This is a genomic window from Enterobacter sp. BIGb0383, assembly GCF_003751845.1.
Taxonomy (GTDB): domain Bacteria; phylum Pseudomonadota; class Gammaproteobacteria; order Enterobacterales; family Enterobacteriaceae; genus BIGb0383.
In genome coordinates this window covers 1,236,615-1,256,863 of the sequence record NZ_RJKQ01000001.1, presented here as the reverse complement: position 1 = coordinate 1,256,863, position 20,249 = coordinate 1,236,615, and the positions used below count along the sequence as shown (strand labels likewise).

General features: G+C 55.5%; 16 protein-coding genes. 14 read left to right on the top strand and 2 right to left on the bottom strand.

Going from position 1 to position 20,249, the window contains the following annotated elements:
• Positions 1-68: 68 nt before the first annotated feature.
• A complete protein-coding gene (gene alkA, locus EDF81_RS06035) occupies positions 69-917 on the top strand; it encodes a DNA-3-methyladenine glycosylase 2 (protein ID WP_123347184.1) in 849 nt (282 codons plus the stop codon).
• On the opposite strand, the gene EDF81_RS06030 is transcribed toward alkA, so the two are convergent.
• Positions 914-4,243: a diguanylate cyclase gene (locus tag EDF81_RS06030; protein ID WP_123347183.1), complete on the bottom strand. Its 3,330-nt coding sequence runs from the start codon at positions 4,241-4,243 to the stop codon at positions 914-916. The genes alkA and EDF81_RS06030 overlap by 4 nt on opposite strands.
• 334 nt (positions 4,244-4,577) lie before the next feature.
• On the opposite strand from EDF81_RS06030, the gene udk reads away from it, so the two are divergent.
• The 3 genes from udk (at position 4,578) to asmA (ending at position 7,891) form a co-directional block, all read left to right on the top strand.
• Positions 4,578-5,219 (top strand): uridine kinase, encoded by a 642-nt coding sequence (gene udk / locus EDF81_RS06025; RefSeq protein WP_123347182.1) that lies wholly within the window; start codon positions 4,578-4,580, stop codon positions 5,217-5,219.
• A gap of 90 nt (positions 5,220-5,309) precedes the next feature.
• Positions 5,310-5,891, top strand: coding sequence for a dCTP deaminase (dcd, locus tag EDF81_RS06020; RefSeq protein WP_123347181.1), 582 nt, complete (start codon positions 5,310-5,312; stop codon positions 5,889-5,891).
• Between the two features lie 149 nt (positions 5,892-6,040).
• Positions 6,041-7,891 carry an outer membrane assembly protein AsmA gene (gene asmA / locus EDF81_RS06015; RefSeq protein WP_123347180.1) on the top strand — a complete coding sequence of 617 codons (1,851 nt, stop codon included), beginning with the start codon at positions 6,041-6,043 and terminating at the stop codon, positions 7,889-7,891.
• A gap of 35 nt (positions 7,892-7,926) precedes the next feature.
• Here asmA and EDF81_RS06010 read toward each other — a convergent pair whose 3' ends face one another.
• Positions 7,927-9,507: a TerC family protein gene (locus EDF81_RS06010; protein WP_123347179.1), complete on the bottom strand. Its 1,581-nt coding sequence runs from the start codon at positions 9,505-9,507 to the stop codon at positions 7,927-7,929.
• Positions 9,508-10,175: 668 nt separating this feature from the next.
• Between EDF81_RS06010 and EDF81_RS06005 the strand changes: the two genes are divergently transcribed.
• The 10 genes from EDF81_RS06005 (at position 10,176) to gmd (ending at position 20,247) form a co-directional block, all read left to right on the top strand.
• Positions 10,176-11,315 carry a polysaccharide export protein gene (locus tag EDF81_RS06005; RefSeq protein ID WP_123347178.1) on the top strand — a complete coding sequence of 380 codons (1,140 nt, stop codon included), beginning with the start codon at positions 10,176-10,178 and terminating at the stop codon, positions 11,313-11,315.
• A 6-nt stretch (positions 11,316-11,321) separates the two neighbouring features.
• Positions 11,322-11,765, top strand: coding sequence for a low molecular weight protein-tyrosine-phosphatase Wzb (wzb, locus tag EDF81_RS06000; protein WP_123347177.1), 444 nt, complete (start codon positions 11,322-11,324; stop codon positions 11,763-11,765).
• Positions 11,766-11,767: 2 nt separating this feature from the next.
• Complete coding sequence (gene wzc / locus EDF81_RS05995) at positions 11,768-13,936, top strand: tyrosine-protein kinase Wzc (RefSeq protein WP_123347176.1); 2,169 nt, start codon at positions 11,768-11,770, stop codon at positions 13,934-13,936.
• An 85-nt stretch (positions 13,937-14,021) separates the two neighbouring features.
• A complete protein-coding gene (wcaA, locus tag EDF81_RS05990; protein WP_123347175.1) occupies positions 14,022-14,864 on the top strand; it encodes a colanic acid biosynthesis glycosyltransferase WcaA in 843 nt (280 codons plus the stop codon).
• Positions 14,865-14,866: 2 nt separating this feature from the next.
• Positions 14,867-15,355: a colanic acid biosynthesis acetyltransferase WcaB gene (gene wcaB, locus EDF81_RS05985; protein ID WP_123347688.1), complete on the top strand. Its 489-nt coding sequence runs from the start codon at positions 14,867-14,869 to the stop codon at positions 15,353-15,355.
• Entirely contained in the window at positions 15,352-16,569 is a 1,218-nt protein-coding gene (wcaC, locus tag EDF81_RS05980) for a colanic acid biosynthesis glycosyltransferase WcaC (protein WP_123347174.1), read from the top strand. The genes wcaB and wcaC overlap by 4 nt, the downstream gene beginning before the upstream one ends.
• Positions 16,544-17,764, top strand: a complete 1,221-nt coding sequence (wcaD, locus tag EDF81_RS05975; RefSeq protein ID WP_123347173.1) for a colanic acid polymerase WcaD — start codon at positions 16,544-16,546, stop codon at positions 17,762-17,764. Before wcaC ends, wcaD begins: the two co-directional genes overlap by 26 nt.
• Positions 17,765-17,780: 16 nt before the next feature.
• The gene (wcaE, locus tag EDF81_RS05970; protein WP_123347170.1) at positions 17,781-18,527 is read left to right on the top strand and encodes a colanic acid biosynthesis glycosyltransferase WcaE; all 747 of its coding nucleotides are present in this window, start codon (positions 17,781-17,783) and stop codon (positions 18,525-18,527) included.
• Between the two features lie 21 nt (positions 18,528-18,548).
• Positions 18,549-19,097, top strand: coding sequence for a colanic acid biosynthesis acetyltransferase WcaF (wcaF, locus tag EDF81_RS05965; protein WP_123347168.1), 549 nt, complete (start codon positions 18,549-18,551; stop codon positions 19,095-19,097).
• Between the two features lie 28 nt (positions 19,098-19,125).
• Positions 19,126-20,247, top strand: a complete 1,122-nt coding sequence (gene gmd, locus EDF81_RS05960; RefSeq protein WP_123347166.1) for a GDP-mannose 4,6-dehydratase — start codon at positions 19,126-19,128, stop codon at positions 20,245-20,247.
• The last annotated feature ends 2 nt before the right edge of the window (positions 20,248-20,249 follow it).

Sequence of the window (20,249 nt, the reverse complement as noted above, 5' to 3'; positions counted from 1 at the left end):
GAATATAAAAGCAAGGCGGATTGGTGTCTCAGCGATTATGCTGTGGGCGAGTGTACAGAGGAGAATGCATGGAAAACCTGCGCTGGCAGCCGCCCTATGACTGGGCGTGGATGTTTGGTTTTCTCGGTGACCGTGCGGTGGCTGGGATTGAAACCCTGAATGAGGGGCGCTACACCCGCAGTTTTTCGCTGGAGGGACATAGTGGCCTGCTGACCGTTATCCCCGATGAAACAACGCAGTTGTTGCGGGTTGAGCTGTCCGCCGGGCTGCTGCCGGTGGCTGACGCCTGCCTGCAGCGTATCGCGCAGCTGTTCGACCTGGACTGCAACCCGCAAATCGTTGCCGATGCGCTGGGGCCGCTGGCTACAGCACGTCCAGGACTGCGGCTGCCGGGCTGTCTGGATCCCTTTGAGCAGGGCATTCGGGCGATTCTGGGTCAGCTGGTGAGCGTGGCAATGGCGGCAAAGCTGACGGCGAAAGTGGCGGCGCAGTTTGGCGACCCGCTGGCGGATGCGCCGGGCTATCTCTGCTTTCCGCGTCCGGAACAGTTAGCCAGCGTCGATCCGCTGGCGTTAAAAGCGCTGGGGATGCCGCTGCGGCGGGCGGAGGCGATTATCTACTTTGCCCGGGCGGCGTTGAGCGGGGAGCTGCCATTACGCCCGCCGGAGGATATTGCTCAGGGGATGCGGACGCTGCAAACTTTTCCGGGCATTGGCCGCTGGACGGCGAACTACTACGCCCTGCGTGGCTGGCAGGCAAAAGATGTATTTCTACCGGATGACTACCTGATTAAACAGCGTTTCCCGGGCATGACGCCCGCGCAGATCGGCCGCTATGCCGGGCGCTGGCAGCCCTGGCGTTCGTACGCGCTGCTGCATATCTGGTACAGCGACGGCTGGCAGCCGGAACCGCTTTAGTTAATCGCGAAGTAGCTGGTATTAAGCAGCAAATCCAGCGGCTGGCTCTGGGAGATGGTGTCGCCATAGACCATATCGATGCCGATCCCGGAGAGGGTATCCATCATCAGCGGGACGTTGGTGGGGCCGGCGATGGTTTTGATCTCCAGTCGCTTAGCGTGGCCCTGAATAATGCTGACCATCATTTCATCCATCAGATTGCCGTGCACGTTGGCGATCAGATCCTGATCCAGCATGACGTAATCGATCATGTCCGCCGTGAGGTGGTTAAACAGTTCCAGCTCGTGGCCTACGTGGCTGAGAATAATTTTGCATCCTGCCTGTCGCAGTTTGTGCAGGCCGTCGACGGCGGCGGTCTCCTGCTGGCTGAGAACATCGGCGCGGATCACCAGGTGCAGCAGACGACCCACCATCGGGCTTTTCTCCAGCAGATCGACGATCTCCTCAATCAGGGAGGCGCTAACCAGTCCGGCACCGGAGAGGGGCAGGGCAACGCTGAGCCCTTTGCTGGCAACGATGGAGGCGTAGTTGCGGAAAAACTCCTGCATGACGCGGTGATCGAGGGCATGCAGCAGCTCCGGCTCGGCCAGCCCGGAGCGGAAGGCTTGCTCTTCCATCACTTCGCCTTCGCTGGTCCACAGGCGCAGGGAAATGAGCCAGAAATGACAGCTTTCGGGCACGCGGGGAGAGGCGACGCCGCGGGCGACCATCAGCATATGATTGTCTTTGATCATATGCCACTGCTCTTCCAGCGACATCATGCCACGCGGATACTGCATGCGGTCCTGCTGCGGTTCGTAGACCGTCACCACGCCGCGACCGTTGCTTTTGGAGGCATAGCAGGCGATATCCGCCTGGGACATCACTTCCGACGCCTGGCTATTATTTTCATCAATCAGCGTAATGCCCGCGCTGGCGCCGATGCGGTGCAGGCGGCCTTCCCACATAAAGTGATAATCATTGATGGCGTGGATTAATCGCCCGGAAAGGTAGCGGGCACTTTCCTGATTGCAGTCCGGCAGCAGCAGGCCAAACTCATCCCCGCCGAGACGCGCCAGCACGTCGCTGTTGCGCAGCATACTCAGCATCAGGGCGGCCAGCTCACGCAGCAGGGCGTCGCCGGCGGCATGGCCTGCGGTATCGTTAACGGCCTTGAAGCGGTCGAGATCGATAAAGACCAGCGCGTGTCGCTGGCGGGTTTCATGCACGGTTTGCAGCAGACGCTTAAGGTGGTTTTCAAAGCTAACACGGTTGGCGAGATGCGTCAGCGCATCGTGGGAGGCGCTGTAGCTGAGCTGGCGCATCATTTTGCGCGACTCGGTGACATCCTGGATAACCAGCACCGAGCCAATATTCTGCCCGTCAAGGGTGCTCAGTGGCGTAATGCTGTAGTGGATATCGTAGCTGCCGCCGCTGCGGCAGTGGAGGACCACATCCTGGTCGATGGCCGGACGCAGGGCGTCACTGCCGTGCAGATTTTCCATCAGCGGCCCGTGTTCGCCGTGGGTGAGACGCAGCACCGTCAGCAGCGGATGGCCCGTGGCCTGCTGCTGGCTCCAGCCGCTCATGATTTCCGCGACCGGATTCATAAAGGTAATGCGCATATCCACGTCGGTACAGAGCACCGCTTCGCCGATAGAGTCGAGGGTAATATGCAGCCGCTCTTTTTCCTGGTAGAGCTGTTCGTTAAGGGTTTTGACCTCGGTCATATCCATATTGATGCCGAGAAGGCGCTCCACCTCACCGTTTTTGTTGAGCACCCGGTCGGCCAGGGAGCGGATATGGCGGATACCGTCTCTGACCTGAATACGAAACTCCAGCTTAAACGGCTGCTGGGAACGCAGCCCCTCGCGAACAATCTCTTCCGCCTGGTGACGATCTTCCGGCAGCAGGCACGACTGCCAGAGCTGCCAGGACGGTTTGATATGCGGTTCGACGTCATAGAGCTCGAACATCCGCTTATCCCAGTTCATGATGTCCGGCTTGATATCCCACTCCCAGATACCAATTCCACCCGCTTCGTTAGCGAGGGTAATACGCTCCATCAGGCGTCGGTTGATCTGCTCGGCGGTCTTCAGGTCGTTGATATCTTCAATCTGGGAAATAAAGTACAGCGGCGTACCGTTGGTATGGCGCACCACCGAGACCGCCAGCAGCGCCCAGACCACGTCGCCGCCGCGGGTGTAGTAGCGCTTCTCCATTGAGTAGCTGCGAATTTCGCCGTTGACCAGCTGCTGCAGTTTTTCCAGATCGTTATGTAAATCTTCCGGCCAGGTAAGCTGCTGGAAGGTCAATTCGCGCAGCTCATCCTGGCTGTAGCCCAGGAAACGGCACAGGGCTTTATTGACCTGCAGCCACTGGCCTTCGGTACCGATCAGCGCCATGCCGATGGCGGAATATTCCATGGCATTACGAAAACGCTCTTCGCTTTCGGTGATGTGCTTACGCTCGGAACGGAAGGCGTACATCACCATCGTCATAATATTGGCCGGCAGCAGCATCATCAGGAAAGGAAGCCAGGGAGCGTTCATCATGGTGCTGTAGTGCTGCGGGGTCAGCTCTGTGGGATGAGTCGCCATCATCATGGATACCGCCATAACGGTGATCAGGAAGACCACGAAGGCTTCCACCCGGGGCAGGCGCACGGCGCTCCACATCAGCAGTACGATAATGCAGGTAAAAGGCCAGGGCACATAGAGGATAGCCAGACCGCTCAGCGCCAGGGTCACCGAGAGCGTGACCAGAGTTTCCATCAGCAGGCGCGGATCGCGGTGGCGCGTGAGATAGTGCATTTTGAACAGCAGTCCGAGCGGGACCAGCGCCATCGCCCCGATGGTTTCCGACAGCACCCAGATTAAAAAGGTTTGTAGCGGCTGTTCGCCAGGTGCGACCAGGTGGGCCATTGCACCGCCGAACAGCGGAGGAATAACGGCGCTACCAATGGTCAGACGTACCCAGTCATTGAGATTCTTCAGCGGATTATACTGGGGCAGCAGCCGTCGCAGCAGCAGCGCGCCGATCAACGCCTGAGTGACGTTGATCGCGGTGTACCAGAGATTAAGATCGCTTAACGGGTTAATCAACATTGAGGCGCTGACGCTGCCCAGGGAACAGACAAGAATAATCCCTGGCCATATCCGCCCGGCATGACGGTAAAACGCAACCATCATAATGGCCGTCGGGAACCACACCGGCGCCAGTACCGTCCCAATACGTATTAACTCAAGTGAGAACAGCGTGAAGATAAAGGTCGCCAGCCCTAAACTGACCAGACGCAGTAGAGGGTTAGGGGCGATCGCTGTGGCACGCTGGGATGGTTTCGTCATTACCGCTCTATCCGCAGAGGCTCTGCTTGTGAGGCGCAGTGCCCGGACGTATGAAATTTGGATTTTGGATTATGCTAGTACAAACAATTTACAATTCCTATGGCGTCTGCTCATAATTTGACATCCCAGGGTTATTAATTACTTAGTCTGCCTAAAAAGTAGTTCCACTGCGCTAAAAATAAGCATAAAAATTTGCGCCAGGGTCACAAAATTCGCATCGCATCGTCACGGCGTATTCGACTGGTATCGGAACGCTGAAATCCCTATAATTGCCGCGTTTGACGCTCCGGCGTCGCCCTTCCTAAACATCCAGGTTAATCAGGTCGCTAAATTTATGACTGATCAGTCCCATCAATGCGTCATCATCGGCATCGCCGGCGCATCGGCTTCAGGTAAAAGTCTTATCGCCAGCACGCTGTATCGCGAACTACGTGAGCAGGTCGGTGATGAGCACATTGGCGTTATTCCAGAAGACAGCTATTACAAAGATCAAAGTCATCTGTCGATGGAAGAGCGTGTGAAAACTAACTATGACCATCCTAATGCTATGGATCATAGTCTGCTGTTCCAGCATTTGCAGACCCTCAAGAACGGTAATCCTATCGAGCTGCCGGTTTACAGCTATGTGGAACACACCCGCAAGCAGGAAACCATCCGTATCGAACCCAAAAAGGTGATTATTCTTGAGGGGATCCTGCTGCTGACCGATGCGCGTCTGCGCGGCGAAATGAACTTCTCTATTTTCGTCGATACTCCGCTCGATATCTGCCTGATGCGCCGCATCAAGCGTGATGTTAACGAGCGCGGCCGTTCGATGGATTCGGTGATGTCTCAGTACCAGAAAACCGTGCGTCCGATGTTCCTGCAGTTTATCGAACCCTCCAAGCAGTATGCCGATATCATTGTGCCGCGTGGCGGCAAAAACCGTATCGCCATCGATATTCTGAAAGCAAAAATCAGTCAGTTTTTTGAATAATTTACGTTAATTGTGTACCGTTCAGGGATCACCTGATTTGCCCTCGCCGCCGAGGCGGCGAGGGCGCGCGACACAAAAGGAGAACGCGCCATGCGTCTGTGTGACCGAGATATTGAAGCCTGGCTGGATGACGGCCGCCTCGCCATTACCCCGCGTCCGCCTGTGGATCGCATCAATGGCGCGACCGTCGACGTCCGCCTCGGCAATAAATTCCGCACGTTTCGCGGCCATACCGCCGGGTTTATTGACCTCAGCGGGCCGAAGACGGAAGTGGCTGCCGCGCTGGACCGCGTGATGAGCGATGAGATCGTTCTGGCCGATGGCGAGGCTTTTTTCCTCCATCCCGGCGAACTGGCGCTGGCGGTGACCTTTGAATCGGTCACCCTGCCGGACAATCTGGTGGGCTGGCTGGACGGCCGCTCCTCGCTGGCGCGTCTGGGTCTGATGGTGCACGTGACCGCGCACCGTATCGATCCGGGCTGGTCTGGCTGCATCGTGCTGGAGTTCTATAATTCAGGTAAGTTGCCGCTGGCGCTGCGTCCGGGCATGCCGATTGGCGCGCTGAGCTTTGAGCCGCTCTCCGGACCGGCTGCGCGGCCTTATAACAGCCGCCAGGATGCCAAATATCGCGATCAGCAGGGCGCGGTTGCCAGCCGAATAGATAAAGATTAATCGTTTGCTCATCAGGCGTTATTGTCGCAGCCAGTTTGGACACGGACAGCGCGCAGCAACCGGAGCGTACACGCAGTACGTGAGGGTTGCGAGCACTGCCCAGGTTCAAAATGGCAAGTAAAACAGCCTGACGCTGCACAGAGGATGCCATGAGACGAGTATTGACAACGCTAATGATATTGCTGGCCGTGCTGCTGGCCGGTCTGTCAGCCTTAGTGTTGCTGGTCAATCCGAACGACTTCCGTGAGCATCTGACGCGGCAGGTCGAAGCGCGCAGCGGCTATCAGCTGCGCCTTGATGGCCCGCTGCGCTGGCACGTCTGGCCGCAGCTGAGCATTCTTTCCGGCCGTATGTCCCTGACCGCGCCCGGCGCTGAACAGCCGGTGGTGCGCGCCGATAATATGCGCCTCGACGTGGCGTTGATCCCTTTGCTTTCCCATCAGCTACAGGTTCAGCAGGTGATGCTGAAAGGCGGCATTGTCCAGCTTACACCGCAGACCGAAGCCGTACGTCATGAAAATGCGCCGGTACCTCCGCGTTCCAACACGCTGCCGCAGGCGGAAGAGGATCGGGGATGGGCGCTGGACGTCAGACGTCTGAAAGTCGAAGACAGCGTGCTGGTGCTTCAGCGTGAATCTGACGAGCAGGTTATCTTCCGCGATATCAATCTGCAGATGGAGCAGAATGAGCGCCACGAGGCGACCATCGACTTCTCTTCCCGGGTGAATCGCAACCAGCGTGACCTGGCGCTGTCTCTGACGGCGCAGGTCGACGCCAGCGACTATCCTCACCAGTTGAAGGCCACTGTCGGACAGATAAACTGGCAGCTGCAGGGGGCGGATCTGCCGTCCCAGGGCATCGTCGGTCAGGGTAGCCTTGGCGCGCTCTGGCAGGATGAGACGCAGAAACTGACCCTCAGTAATCTTAATTTAAACGCCAACGGCAGCCAGGTAACCGGGCAGATCGGCATGACGCAGCAGCCGGTGCCTGAGTGGGTTGCCGATCTGAAATTCGACCGCCTTGACCTCGATAAACTGCTGAACGTCCCGGCGAACCCGGCCAGCAGCAGCGCGAGGATCCAGCAGGGGCAAAGCACTTCCGGCCAGCCGCGCCCGGTGATTTCAAACGGTGATTCACTGGATGGCTATGACGCGCTGCTCGGCAATACGGCGCAAATTTCACTGACCGCACAGCATCTTCTGTGGCGCGGCATGGATTTCAGCCAGGTCAGCGCCCGGGCGCAGAATCAGGCGGGCCTGCTGACCCTGAGCGAGCTGCAGGGCAAGCTGGGAGAAGGGGATATTTCCCTGCCGGGCACCGTTGATGCCCGCGGAAAAACGGTGCGCACCGCTTTCCAGCCGAAGCTGGATAACGTTGAAATTGGCACCATCCTGAAGGCGTTTAATTATCCCATTGCCCTGACCGGTAACCTCTCGCTGGCGGGTGATTTTACCGGCAATCGTATTGATGCCGATGCGTTCCGTCGTGACTGGCAGGGTGAAGCGCACGTTGAGCTGGCAAATTTGCGGTCAGAAGGACTGAACTTCCAGCAGTTGGTCCATCAGGCCGTGGAACGAAGCACTAACGTGCAGACCCAGCAGAACTACGATAGCGCGACCCGGCTGGATAGCTTCAGCAGCGATCTCCAGCTGCAAAAAGGCAAGCTAACCCTGTCGGAGATGGCCGGGCGTTCGCCGCTGCTGACACTGACCGGCGAAGGCAGTCTCGACCTGGTGAAACAGCTGAGCGATATGCGCTTTAACGTCAGCGTGCTGGAGGGCTGGAAGGGTGACAGCCAGCTGGTTGCCATGCTTAAAACCACGGCTATCCCGCTGCGGGTGTACGGTCCGTGGCAGGCGCTGAATTACAGTCTGCAGGTCGATCAGTCTCTGCGTAAACAGCTCCGGGGCGAGGCGAAACGCCGCCTGCAGGAGTGGGCGGAGAATAATAAGGACGATCCGGATAGTAAGAATATTAAGCAGCTTCTCGACAAGCTTTAAAACAACGGGCGGCCAGGTGGCCGCCCGTTTTGCACTCAGACTTCGTAGTCCGGCGCATCCTCAACGGGGGCGATAATCTGCACCTTCTGCACCCGATGACTGTCTATCTGCAGGGTTTTTAGCCTGTAGCCGCCAACCACCACCTCTTCGCCTTCCTGCGGCACCCGCTGCAGATGCTCCATCAGCAGGCCTGCGACCGTGTGATATTCGCGCCTTTCTTCCAGCGGCAGCGGCACATACTGGACGAGGTCTTCCAGCGGCATATGCCCGTTGACCGTCCAGCTGCCGTCGGCGTTTTTCTCAATATCGTGGCGGGCGTCAATCTCTTCGATTTCGTTTGGCAGGTTGCCGGCGATGGTTTCCATCACGTCGCTGAGCGTCACGATCCCTTCAACGGAACCGAACTCATCGACCACAAAGGCGAAATGGGTACGGGCGTTGCGGAACTGCTCCAGCGCCTGCAGCAGCGGCAGCGCCTCGGGGAAGACCAGCGGCTGACGGATTAGCACGCGTAAATCCAGGGCTTCGCCGCGCAGGGACTGCTGCATCAGGTCAATCACATGGATCACGCCCAGCAGCTCATCTTCGTTTTCTCCGCCGGTAACGACCATTCGGGTATGCTTGTTTTTTTCCAGCAGGGCGCGAATCTCGCTCTCCGGCGCGCTGAGATCGATATGCTCAATATCATGCCGGGAGGTCATAATACTGCTGACGCTGCGCTGGTTAAGATTCAGCACGCGCTCAATCATCCGCCGCTCCTGCGGGTTGAAGATAGGGGTATCGTCATGATCGAGCAGCATTGAGGCGGCATCAGCGTCCAGCTCAGCGTCCTCTTTTCTGCCGCTCAGCAGGCGCATCACCGTTTCGGTGGTGCGCTGACGCAGCGTCTGGTTGGCAGACAAGAAGCGGCGGCGGTTGAAAATGGCCAGCTGGTTTAGCGACTCGATAATCACCGAGAAACCGATAGCGGCATACAGATACCCTTTCGGAATATGGAAACCAAAGCCGTCGGCGACCAGGCTAAAGCCAATCATCAGCAGGAAGCTGAGGCACAGGATCACAATGGTCGGGTGATTGTTGACGAAACGGGTCAGGGCGCGGCTGGCGATCAGCATGACGCTAATGGCGATAATCACCGCGGCCATCATCACCGGCAGATGGTCCACCATCCCCACGGCGGTGATCACCGAATCCAGAGAGAAGACCGCATCCAGCACCACAATCTGTGCGACGACGCTCCAGAATTTAGCCCCGCTGCGCTGGCTGGGGTTATCGCTGTCTTTGCCCTCCAGCCGCTCGTTAAGCTCCACCGTGGCCTTAAACAGTAAGAATAGTCCGCCAAACAGCATGATCAGATCGCGGGCGCTGAAGCTGAGATCGCGGAAGTTGAAGAGCGGCTGCGTTAGCGTGACCAGCCAGGAGATAGAGGCGAGCAGGGCGAGGCGCATAAACATCGCCAGAATCAGGCCCGTTACGCGGGCCCGGTCGCGCTGCGCAGGGGGAAGTTTTTCCGCCAGTATCGCGATAAACACTAAATTATCAATACCAAGAACCAGTTCGATGACCACCAGAGTGACCAGACCGGCCCAGATAGAAGGATCGGCAATCCATTCCATGTTGAAAGTAATACCTTATGTTGTATGACAATTGTCACAGTGCGATCATGGTTAAAGCGGCGATAAAATGCAATATATTACTGAGATTTATCTTAATACAAACCCGGATATCAATGAATTATATCCGTATGATTACTGTGCTGAATTAGCTGTTTTTCCGTATTGTCTGTTAAATAATCGTTAATGGCTATTTGGTGACTTGTCAATATCAATATAATCCTAAAAGCACTTACTTGAATCCTTAATATTAATCTTAAAAAGCCGTAACCGGCAGTCTGTTACCTTGCCTGCTATTCGGTTAGCTGCAACAATTCTCGCAGTATTAAAAATTAAATTGTTCATCGATCTTTTTTCTGACCACGGTGTATGAACACGTTGTGCTGATAGCTTTCATATGGAAAACAATTGCCAGCTGGTTTTTCTGCATGTCAGGGTCTGTAACACCTTGATTTGACAGCGGTGGGTAGCTGAAAGCCAGGGGCGGTAGCGTGGTCGGTGGGTAGCAAGTCTGTTGCTGATTATTTGTCAATAGCATAGGGATGGATAAACATTTTTTAGGACTGATGCCAGTTATATTACGTTTCAATTAAATGCATTCTCAATGTCTATGAATTGAGCGCATATTAATTCGCACAGGATAATTACTCTGCCAAAGTGATAAATAATCAATGATGAAATCCAAACTGAAATTGATGCCATTATTGGTGTCTGTAACCCTGATGAGTGGTTGCACCGTCTTTCCTGGCAGCAATATGTCCACTATGGGCAAAGATGTGATTAAGCAACAGGATGCCAATTTCGACCTTGATAAGATGGTCAATGTTTTACCCTTGACCCCGCGACTGATTGAGCAATTACGCCCGCGTCCTAACGTGGCGCAGCCGAATATGTCTCTGGACCAGGAAATTTCTTCTTATGAATATCGCGTAGGGCCGGGCGACGTGCTCAGCGTTACCGTCTGGGACCACCCTGAGCTAACCACGCCGGCCGGTCAGTATCGCAGCTCCAGCGACACCGGCAACTGGGTGCAGGCCGACGGCACCATGTTCTATCCCTACATTGGTAAGGTTCACGTCGTCGGTAAAACGCTTGCCGAGATCCGCAATGACATTACCGGCCGCCTGGCCCGTTTCATCGCCGACCCGCAGGTGGATGTGAATATCGCCGCGTTCCGCTCACAAAAAGCCTATGTTTCCGGCCAGGTGAATAAGTCGGGCCAGCAGGCGATCACCAACGTGCCGCTAACCGTACTGGATGCGATTAACACCGCCGGTGGCCTGACGGATAACGCCGACTGGCGCAACGTGGTCCTGACGCACAACGGCCAGGAGCAGCGTATTTCCCTGCAGGCGCTGATGCAAAACGGCGATCTCAGCCAGAACCGTCTGCTCTATCCGGGTGACATCCTGTTTGTGCCGCGCAATGACGATCTGAAAGTGTTCGTGATGGGTGAAGTGAAAAAACAGAGCACGCTCAAAATGGACTTCAGCGGCATGACCCTTACCGAAGCGCTTGGCCAGGCGGAGGGTATCGATATGACCACCTCCAACGCCAGCGGCATTTTTGTTATCCGACCGCTGAAGGGCGAGAAAGACCGCGCAGGCAAGATTGCCAACATCTACCAGCTTGATATGTCCGATGCCACCTCTCTGGTGATGGCAACGGAATTCCGACTCCAGCCGTATGACGTGGTCTATGTCACCACCGCGCCTATTGCTCGCTGGAATCGTCTGATCAATCAGTTGCTGCCGACGATCAGTGGCGTTCGCTATATGACCGATACAGCTGACAAGCTCAACAACTGGTAAGGCGCTATGTTCAACAAAATATTGGTGGTTTGCGTGGGGAACATTTGCCGTTCCCCGACCGCAGAGCGGCTGCTGCGACAGTATCAGCCGGATCTGAAGGTGGATTCAGCCGGGCTGGGTGCTCTGGTGGGACGTTCTGCGGAATCGACCGCAACCAGCGTCGCGGCAGAACATCATCTTTCACTGGACGGCCACTGCGCCCGGCAGATTTCCGGGCGCATGTGTCGCGACTACGACCTGATTCTGGCAATGGAGAAAAAACATATCGCGACGCTGTGTGAGATAGCGCCGGAGATGCGGGGCAAAGTGATGTTGTTTGGTCACTGGGACGGCGAACGGGAAATTCCCGATCCGTACCGTAAAAGTCGTGAGGCCTTCGAGGCGGTGTACACCTTACTTGACCAGTCTGCCCGACAGTGGGCGCAGGCACTGAAAGCTCAGCAGGGATAACAATGACCGAAAAAGTAAAATATTCTGCCGCACCCGCGTCAGCGTCGGGCAGTGATGAAATCGATATTGGCCGACTGATCGGCACGGTGGTTGAGGCAAAATGGTGGGTTCTGGGCGTCACGTCGCTGTTTGCGCTGGGCGCGGTCATCTACACCTTTTTTGCCACACCTATCTATAGCGCCGATGCGCTGGTGCAAATCGAGCAAAACAGCAGCAGCGCGCTGGTGCAGAATCTTAATAGCGCCCTGTCGAACAAGCCTCCTGCCTCCGATGCGGAAATTCAGCTGATTCAGTCCCGCCTGGTGCTGGGGAAAACCGTTGACGATCTCGACCTGGATATTGGCGTCAGCAAAAATACCTTCCCGGTCTTTGGGGCCGGCTGGGATCGGCTGATGGGACGGCAGAACGAAACGGTAAAGGTGAGTGCTTTTACGCTGCCAAAAGGGATGAATGAGCAGATCTTTACCCTGACCGTGCTGAACCCTAAGCAGTATTCCCTTACCAGCGACGGTGGCTTCAGCGCCCGCGGTGAAGTGGGCAAGCCGCTGGAGAAAGACGGCGTGACTATGCTGGTTAAGAGCCAGGCCGCCAGCGAGGGCAGCGAGTTTACCGTCACTAAATTCTCCACGTTAGGCACCATCAACAACCTGCAGAATAACCTGACGGTGACGGAAACCGGCAAAGATACCGGCGTGCTGAGCATGACCTATACCGGCGAAGACCGGGAGCAGATTAGCGCCATTCTGAACAGCATCTCGCGCAACTATCTGCAGCAGAACGTTGAGCGGAAATCGGAAGAGGCGGCGAAAAGCCTGGCCTTCCTGGCTAAACAGCTTCCGGAAGTGCGCGGGCGTCTGGATGAGGCGGAAAACCGTCTTAACAGCTTCCGCCAGGAGAAAGACTCCGTTGACCTGCCGCTGGAAGCGAAAGCGGTGCTCGACTCCATGGTCAATATTGATGCACAGCTGAACGAGCTGACCTTTAAAGAAGCGGAGATCTCCAAGCTCTTCACCAAATCTCACCCGGCCTACCGCACCCTGCTGGAAAAACGCCGCGTGCTGGAGGATGAGAAGAATCGCCTGAATTCCCGCGTAACCGCGATGCCGAAGACCCAGCAGGAGATCGTCCGTCTGACCCGCGACGTGGAATCCGGTCAGCAGGTCTATATGCAACTGCTGAACAAGCAGCAGGAGCTGCAGATCACCGAAGCCAGCACCGTCGGGGATGTGCGTATAGTTGACCCGGCGATTACCCAGCCGGGCGTACTTAAGCCGAAGAAAGCGCTCATTATTCTGGGCAGTATTATCCTCGGCCTGATGCTGTCGATTGTCGGCGTGCTGCTTCGCTCCCTGTTTAACCGCGGAATCGAAAGCCCGCAGGTGCTCGAAGAGAGCGGGATCAGCGTCTATGCCAGCATTCCGCTTTCGGAATGGCAAAAGACCCGCGACAGTGTCAAAACCGTTAAAGGCGTTAAGCGCTACAAGCAGAGTCAGCTGCTGGCGGTGGGTAACCCAACCGACCTTGCCATTGAGGCGATCCGTAGTCTGCGTACCAGCCTGCACTTCGCCATGATGCAGTCCCGTAACAACGTCCTGATGATGACCGGGGTCAGCCCGTCGATTGGTAAAACTTTTGTCTGCGCCAACCTGGCGGCGGTGATCAGCCAGACCAACAAACGCGTGCTGCTGATCGACTGTGATATGCGTAAAGGCTATACCCACGAGCTGCTGGGGACCACCAACGGCAACGGGCTGTCGGAAGTGCTGGTGGGTAAAGGAAATATTGCCGATGCGGCCAAGCCGACGTCAATCAGCAACTTCGACCTGGTGCCACGTGGGCAGGTGCCGCCGAACCCTTCCGAGCTGCTGATGAGCCCGCGCTTTGGTGAGTTGATCGAGTGGGCCAGCAATAACTACGACCTGGTCCTGATCGATACCCCGCCAATTCTGGCCGTGACCGACGCCGCCATTGTTGGCCGTCATGCGGGTACCACCCTGATGGTGGCGCGCTATGCCGTGAACACCCTGAAAGAGGTGGAAACCAGCCTGAGCCGCTTCGATCAGAATGGTATCGAAGTGAAAGGGGTGATCCTGAACTCCATCTTCCGCCGCGCAACCGGCTACCAGGATTACGGTTACTACGAATACGAGTACAAGTCAGATTCTAAATAACAACTAACCCCCACGCCGACCTGTTCCCGCGCTCCTCAGGGGAAGAGGTGCGGGTGGGGGGAAGACACTGCCTTCGGGGAATACCATGACCAACGATCGCCCACTCATCTCCATTTATATGCCGACCTGGAATCGCCAGCAGCTGGCTATTCGCGCCATTAAGTCCGTGCTGCGCCAGGATTATCCGCACTGGGAAATGATTATTGTTGATGACTGCTCCGCGTCTTATGAGCAGCTGCAGCAGTACGTCACTGAACTGAACGATCCCAGGGTCAGCTATACCCGCAACGCCTTTAATTCCGGCGCCTGCGCGGTGCGTAATCAGGCTATTTTGCAGGCTAAAGGGCAGTTCATTACCGGCATCGATGATGACGATGAGTGGACGCCGAACCGGCTGTCGGTGTTTCTGCAGCACAAGCGGGAGCTGGTCACCCATGCGTTTCTCTACGCCAATGACTATGTGTGTCAGGGCGAAGTTTACGCCCAGCCGGCCAGTCTGCCGCTGTACCCGAAATCACCGTATTCGCGCACGCTCTTCTATAAGCGCAACATTATTGGCAACCAGGTTTTCACCTGGGCATGGCGGTTTAAAGAGTGCCTGTTCGATACCGAGCTGAAAGCCGCTCAGGATTACGACATTTTCCTGCGCATGGTGGTGGAATTTGGCGAGCCCTGGAAGGTGGAAGAGGCGACGCAGATCCTGCATATCAATCACGGGGAGATGCAGATCACCTCCTCGCCGAAAAAGTTTTCCGGCTACTTCCATTTTTACCGCAAGCATAAAGATAAATTCGACCGCGCCAGCAAAAAATATCAGCTCTTCACCCTGTACCAGATCCGCAATAAGCGTATGAACTGGCGCACGCTGCTGACCCTGTTTTCCGTGCGTAACGGTAAACGCCTGGCTGACGGGCTGCGGGGGAAATAATGCTGCTGGAAGATCTGCGAAGTAATAGCTGGAGCCTGCGACCGTGCTGCATGGTCGTGGCCTACCGCATTGCGCATTTTTGCTCCGTCTGGCGCAAAAAAAATGTCCTGAATAATCTGTGGGCGGCACCGGTTCTGGTGCTCTACCGCATCCTGACTGAATGCATATTTGGCTATGAGATCCAGGCGGCAGCCACTATAGGCCGCCGGTTCATCATCCACCACGGCTACGGGATCGTTATCAATAAAAACGTCGTGGCCGGGGACGACTTCACGATTCGTCATGGCGTGACCATCGGCAACCGCAGCGCGGAGAATCTGCGCTGTCCCACCATTGGTAACGGCGTGGAGCTGGGGGTTAACGCCGTCCTGATCGGGGATATTTGCATCGGTAATAACGTCACCATCGGTGCCGGCAGCGTCGTGCTGGACAGCGTTCCGGATAACGCGCTGGTGGTGGGCGAAAAAGCGCGAGTAAAGGTTATTAAATGAATATTCTGCAATTTAACGTCCGCCTCGCCGAAGGCGGCGCCGCGGGCGTCGCGCTGGATCTGCACCAGCGGGCGTTGCAGCAAGGGCTGCAGTCGCGCTTCGTGTATGGCTATGGCAAAGGCGGCAAAAAAAGCGTCAGCCACGACAACTATCAGGAGGTCATCAAGCAGACACCGCGCCTGACCTCTATCGCCAATCTGGCGCTTTTTCGCCTGTTTAATCGCGATGTTTTTGGCAACCTGAATAATCTGTACCGCACGGTCACCCGTACGCCGGGCCCGGTGGTACTGCACTTTCACGTGCTGCACAGCTACTGGCTTAATCTGGAAGAGGTGGTGACATTTTGCCTGAAGGTGAAAACCCATAAGCCGGAGGTGACCTTTGTCTGGACGTTGCACGATCACTGGAGCGTCACCGGCCGCTGTGCTTTCCTCGACGGCTGCGAAGGCTGGAAAGATAACTGCCAGAAATGCCCGACCCTGAGCAACTACCCGCCGGTAAAAGTGGACAGGGCGCATAGCCTGGTCGACCGTAAGCGCGAGCTGTTTCGCGCCATGCTGGCGTTGGGCTGCCGTTTTATCTCTCCGAGCCAGCATGTGGCCGACGCCTTTAACAGCCTGTACGGCGCCGGTCAGTGCCACATTATCAATAACGGTATCGACGTGGCGACGGAGGCGATCCTCGCCGATCTGCCGCCCGTTGCGCCCGAGGCAGCGCGGCCCAAAATTGCCGTTGTGGCCCACGATCTTCGCTATGACGGAAAAACCAACCAGCAGCTGGTGAGGGATATCATTGCCCTCGGCGATAAAGTGGAGGTGCATACCTTTGGCAAGTGGTCGCCGTTTGAGGGACCGAACGTCATCAACCACGGTTTCCTGACCGACAAACGTCAGCTGATGAGCGAGCTGAATCCGCTGGACGCGCTGCTGTTCAGCTCCCGGGTGGATAACTATCCGCTGATCCTCTGTGAAGCGTTATCCATCGGCGTGCCGGTGCTGGCAACCCATAGCGATGCGGCGCGGGAAGTGCTGCAAAAATCGGGCGGTAAAACCTTTGGCGAGCAGGCGATCCTGCCTCTGGTGCAGTGCCCGAAAGCGGAAATCGCCCAGGCGGTATTTGGCACCTCTCTGGACGCCTTCCGTGCCCGCAGCCGCGAAGCCTATAGTGGAAAACAGATGCTGGAGGAGTATGTCTCGTTCTATCAGAATCTGTAGTTATCTGGCTCTGCCGCTGATTTACCTGCTGGTCAACGTCAAGCTGGCCCAGATCGGTGAGAGCTTTCCGATAACCGTTGTGACTTTTTTGCCGCTGCTGCTATTGCTGTACGTGGACAAAATTAACCTGAAAAAACTGATGATTGCCTTAGGGATCGGGGCCGGGCTGACGCTGTTCAACTATATCTTCGGTACGTCGCTTAACGCCGGGAAGTACGTCACCTCGACCCTGCTCTTTATCTACCTGGTGATCATCATTGGCATGGTGTGGAGCATACGCTTTAAGCAGGTTTCACCCCATAACCACGCTAAGATTTTGCGTTTCTTCTACCTGGCGGTTGGGTTTATCGTTCTGCTTGCGGCCCTGGAAATGGCGCAGATTATTCTTACCGGTGGCAGCAGTTTGATGGAGATGATTTCGAAATATCTGATTTACAGTAATAGCTATGTACTTAATTTCATAAAGTTCGGTGGTAAGCGTACCACTGCTCTCTATTTCGAACCGGCATTCTTTGCTCTGGCACTAATCTCAATTTGGCTCTGCATCAAACAGTTCGGTATCAAAACACCAAAGACAGATGCTATGATTCTGGCAGGGATAGTTCTTTCGGGATCGTTTTCCGGGGTAATGACATTTATTCTGTTTTACCTTCTCGAATGGGCGTTTCAGTATTTGAACAAGGATGCAATAAGAAAAAGACTACCGCTGGCAATTATATCCTTAACCGCGTTTATGGTGGGGCTGGTTTTCGCCTTCCCCTATATTGCAACGCGACTGGGAGACCTCGGAACTGAGGGGTCGTCATCATATTATCGAATCATCGGGCCGCTGGTGATGGTCGGGTATTCCCTGACAAATATTGATGGCATGGTACGGTTCGGATCTCTTTACGAATATGTCGCATCATTCGGAATATTTAACGGTGCGGATGTCGGGAAAACCATAGACAATGGTCTGTATCTGTTAATCATCTATTTTTCATGGTTCGCAGTAATACTGACGGCATGGTATCTGTTTAAAGTGGGTCGCATGACGATCAATGCTTTTGGAAATAACCGGAACTTTGGCGTTCAACTGTACCTGTTTACTCCCGTGTCGTTGTTTTTTACGGGGTCAATTTTTAGCCCGGAATATGCTTTCTTAATTGTCTGTCCGTTTATTTTCCGCAAGGCGTTAAATATAACGAAGAATTGATAGGGTGAATCTAAACATGCTGCTGACTGTTATTACCGTAGCGTTTCGAAATTATGACGGAGTGGTGAAAACCTGGCAGTCGCTTCAGCAGCTGGCACGCGCCACTGACATCAGCTTCGAGTGGATCGTTGTAGACGGTGGCTCGCAGGACGGCACGGCGGAGTTCCTGCAAAACCTGAACGGGCAGCATCACCTGCGCTACGTCAGCGAGAAAGATAACGGACTTTATGATGCCATGAATAAGGGGATCGATATGGCCCGCGGCCGTTTCGCTATCTTTCTTAATTCCGGCGATATTTTCCACGCCGACGTGGCGGATTTTGCCCGCCAGCTGGCGGACAAAAAAGATGACGCCATGTATATCGGTGATGCGCTACTGGATTTTGGCGACGGGAATAAGGTCCGCCGTAGTGCGAAAAGTGGCTGGTATATCTATCACAGTCTGCCGGCCAGCCATCAGGCCATCTTTTTCCCGGTGAATGGGTTAAAAAAACATCCCTACGATCTCCAGTATCGTGTGTCATCGGATTATGCCCTGGCGGCGAAGATGTATAAGTCCGGCTATGCCTTTAATCGCATTAAGTGCCTGGTCTCGGAATTCTCGATGGGCGGGGTGTCAACCTCGAATAATCTGGAATTATGTCAGGATGCCCGCAATGTGCAGCGCAAAATATTACGCGTGCCGGGTTTCTGGGCCGAGCTTTCTTATCGGTTGCGTCTGCGGACAACCGGTAAAACAAAAGCCTTATATAACAAAGCATAAAGCGGGATATAAGGAAAAGTGATGCAAGAGCTAAACGGATTCTCGGTGCCAAAAGGTTTTCGGGGCGCGGGTGGAATTAAGGTTCAACTGTGGTGGGCGGTGCAGGCAACGCTGTTTGCCTGGTCCCCACAGGTATTGTACCGCTGGCGCGCCTTTTTATTACGGCTATTTGGCGCGCGGATTGGCAAGGGCGTGGTTATTCGTCCTTCGGTGAAAATTACCTATCCCTGGAAATTAACGCTCGGGGATTACGCCTGGGTTGGAGACGATGCCGTGCTCTATACCCTCGGTGAGATAACCATCGGCGCAAACGCCGTGGTATCGCAGAAGTGTTATTTGTGCACCGGCAGTCACGATTACCAGAGTGCGCATTTTGATATTCGTTCGACGCCAATTGTGATTGGCGAGAAGTGCTGGCTGGCGACGGATGTGTTTGTCGCTCCCGGCGTAACGATCGGCGACGGCACCGTTATTGGTGCGCGAAGCAGCGTTTTTAAATCGCTACCGGCAAATGTGATTTGCCGTGGCAACCCCGCAGTGGTGATACGCGAACGCGTTGAAACTGAATAATTTCTGATAAGTACAGAGGAATATAATCATGACTAAAGTCGCTCTCATCACCGGCGTAACCGGGCAGGATGGTTCTTATCTGGCTGAGCTTCTGCTGGAAAAAGGGTACGAAGTTCACGGCATCAAGCGTCGCGCTTCCTCCTTTAACACCGAACGCGTGGACCATATCTACCAGGATCCGCACAGTAGCAATCCGAAGTTCCATCTGCACTATGGCGACCTGACCGACTCCTCTAACCTGACCCGCATTCTGCAGGAAGTGCAGCCGGATGAAGTCTATAACCTGGGTGCAATGAGCCACGTTGCGGTCTCCTTCGAATCCCCGGAATACACGGCTGACGTGGATGCCATGGGTACCCTGCGTCTGCTGGAAGCCATTCGCTTCCTGGGCCTGGAAAAGAAAACCCGTTTCTATCAGGCCTCCACCTCTGAGCTGTACGGTCTGGTGCAGGAAATCCCGCAGAAAGAGACCACGCCGTTCTATCCGCGCTCTCCGTACGCGGTGGCCAAGCTGTACGCCTACTGGATCACCGTAAATTACCGTGAGTCCTACGGCATGTACGCCTGTAACGGCATCCTGTTCAACCACGAGTCTCCGCGCCGTGGCGAAACCTTCGTGACCCGTAAAATCACCCGCGCTATCGCCAATATCGCCCAGGGCCTGGAGAAGTGCCTGTACCTCGGCAATATGGACTCCCTGCGTGACTGGGGCCACGCCAAAGACTACGTGAAAATGCAGTGGATGATGCTGCAGCAGGAGCAGCCGGAAGACTTCGTTATCGCGACCGGCGTGCAGTACTCCGTGCGTCAGTTCGTTGAGATGGCAGCCGCTCAGCTGGGCATCAAACTGCGCTTTGAAGGTACCGGCGTTGAAGAGAAAGGCATCGTGGTTTCCGTTACCGGTCATGACGCCCCTGGCGTGCAGCCTGGCGACGTGATGGTGGCCGTTGATCCACGCTACTTCCGTCCGGCGGAAGTGGAAACCCTGCTGGGCGACCCGACCAAAGCGCACGAAAAACTGGGCTGGAAACCGGAAATTACGCTGCAGGAGATGGTCTCCGAGATGGTGGCAAAAGATCTGGAAGCGGCGAAAAAACACTCGCTGCTTAAGTCTCACGGTTATGAGGTTGCCATCGCGCTGGAGTCCTGAGC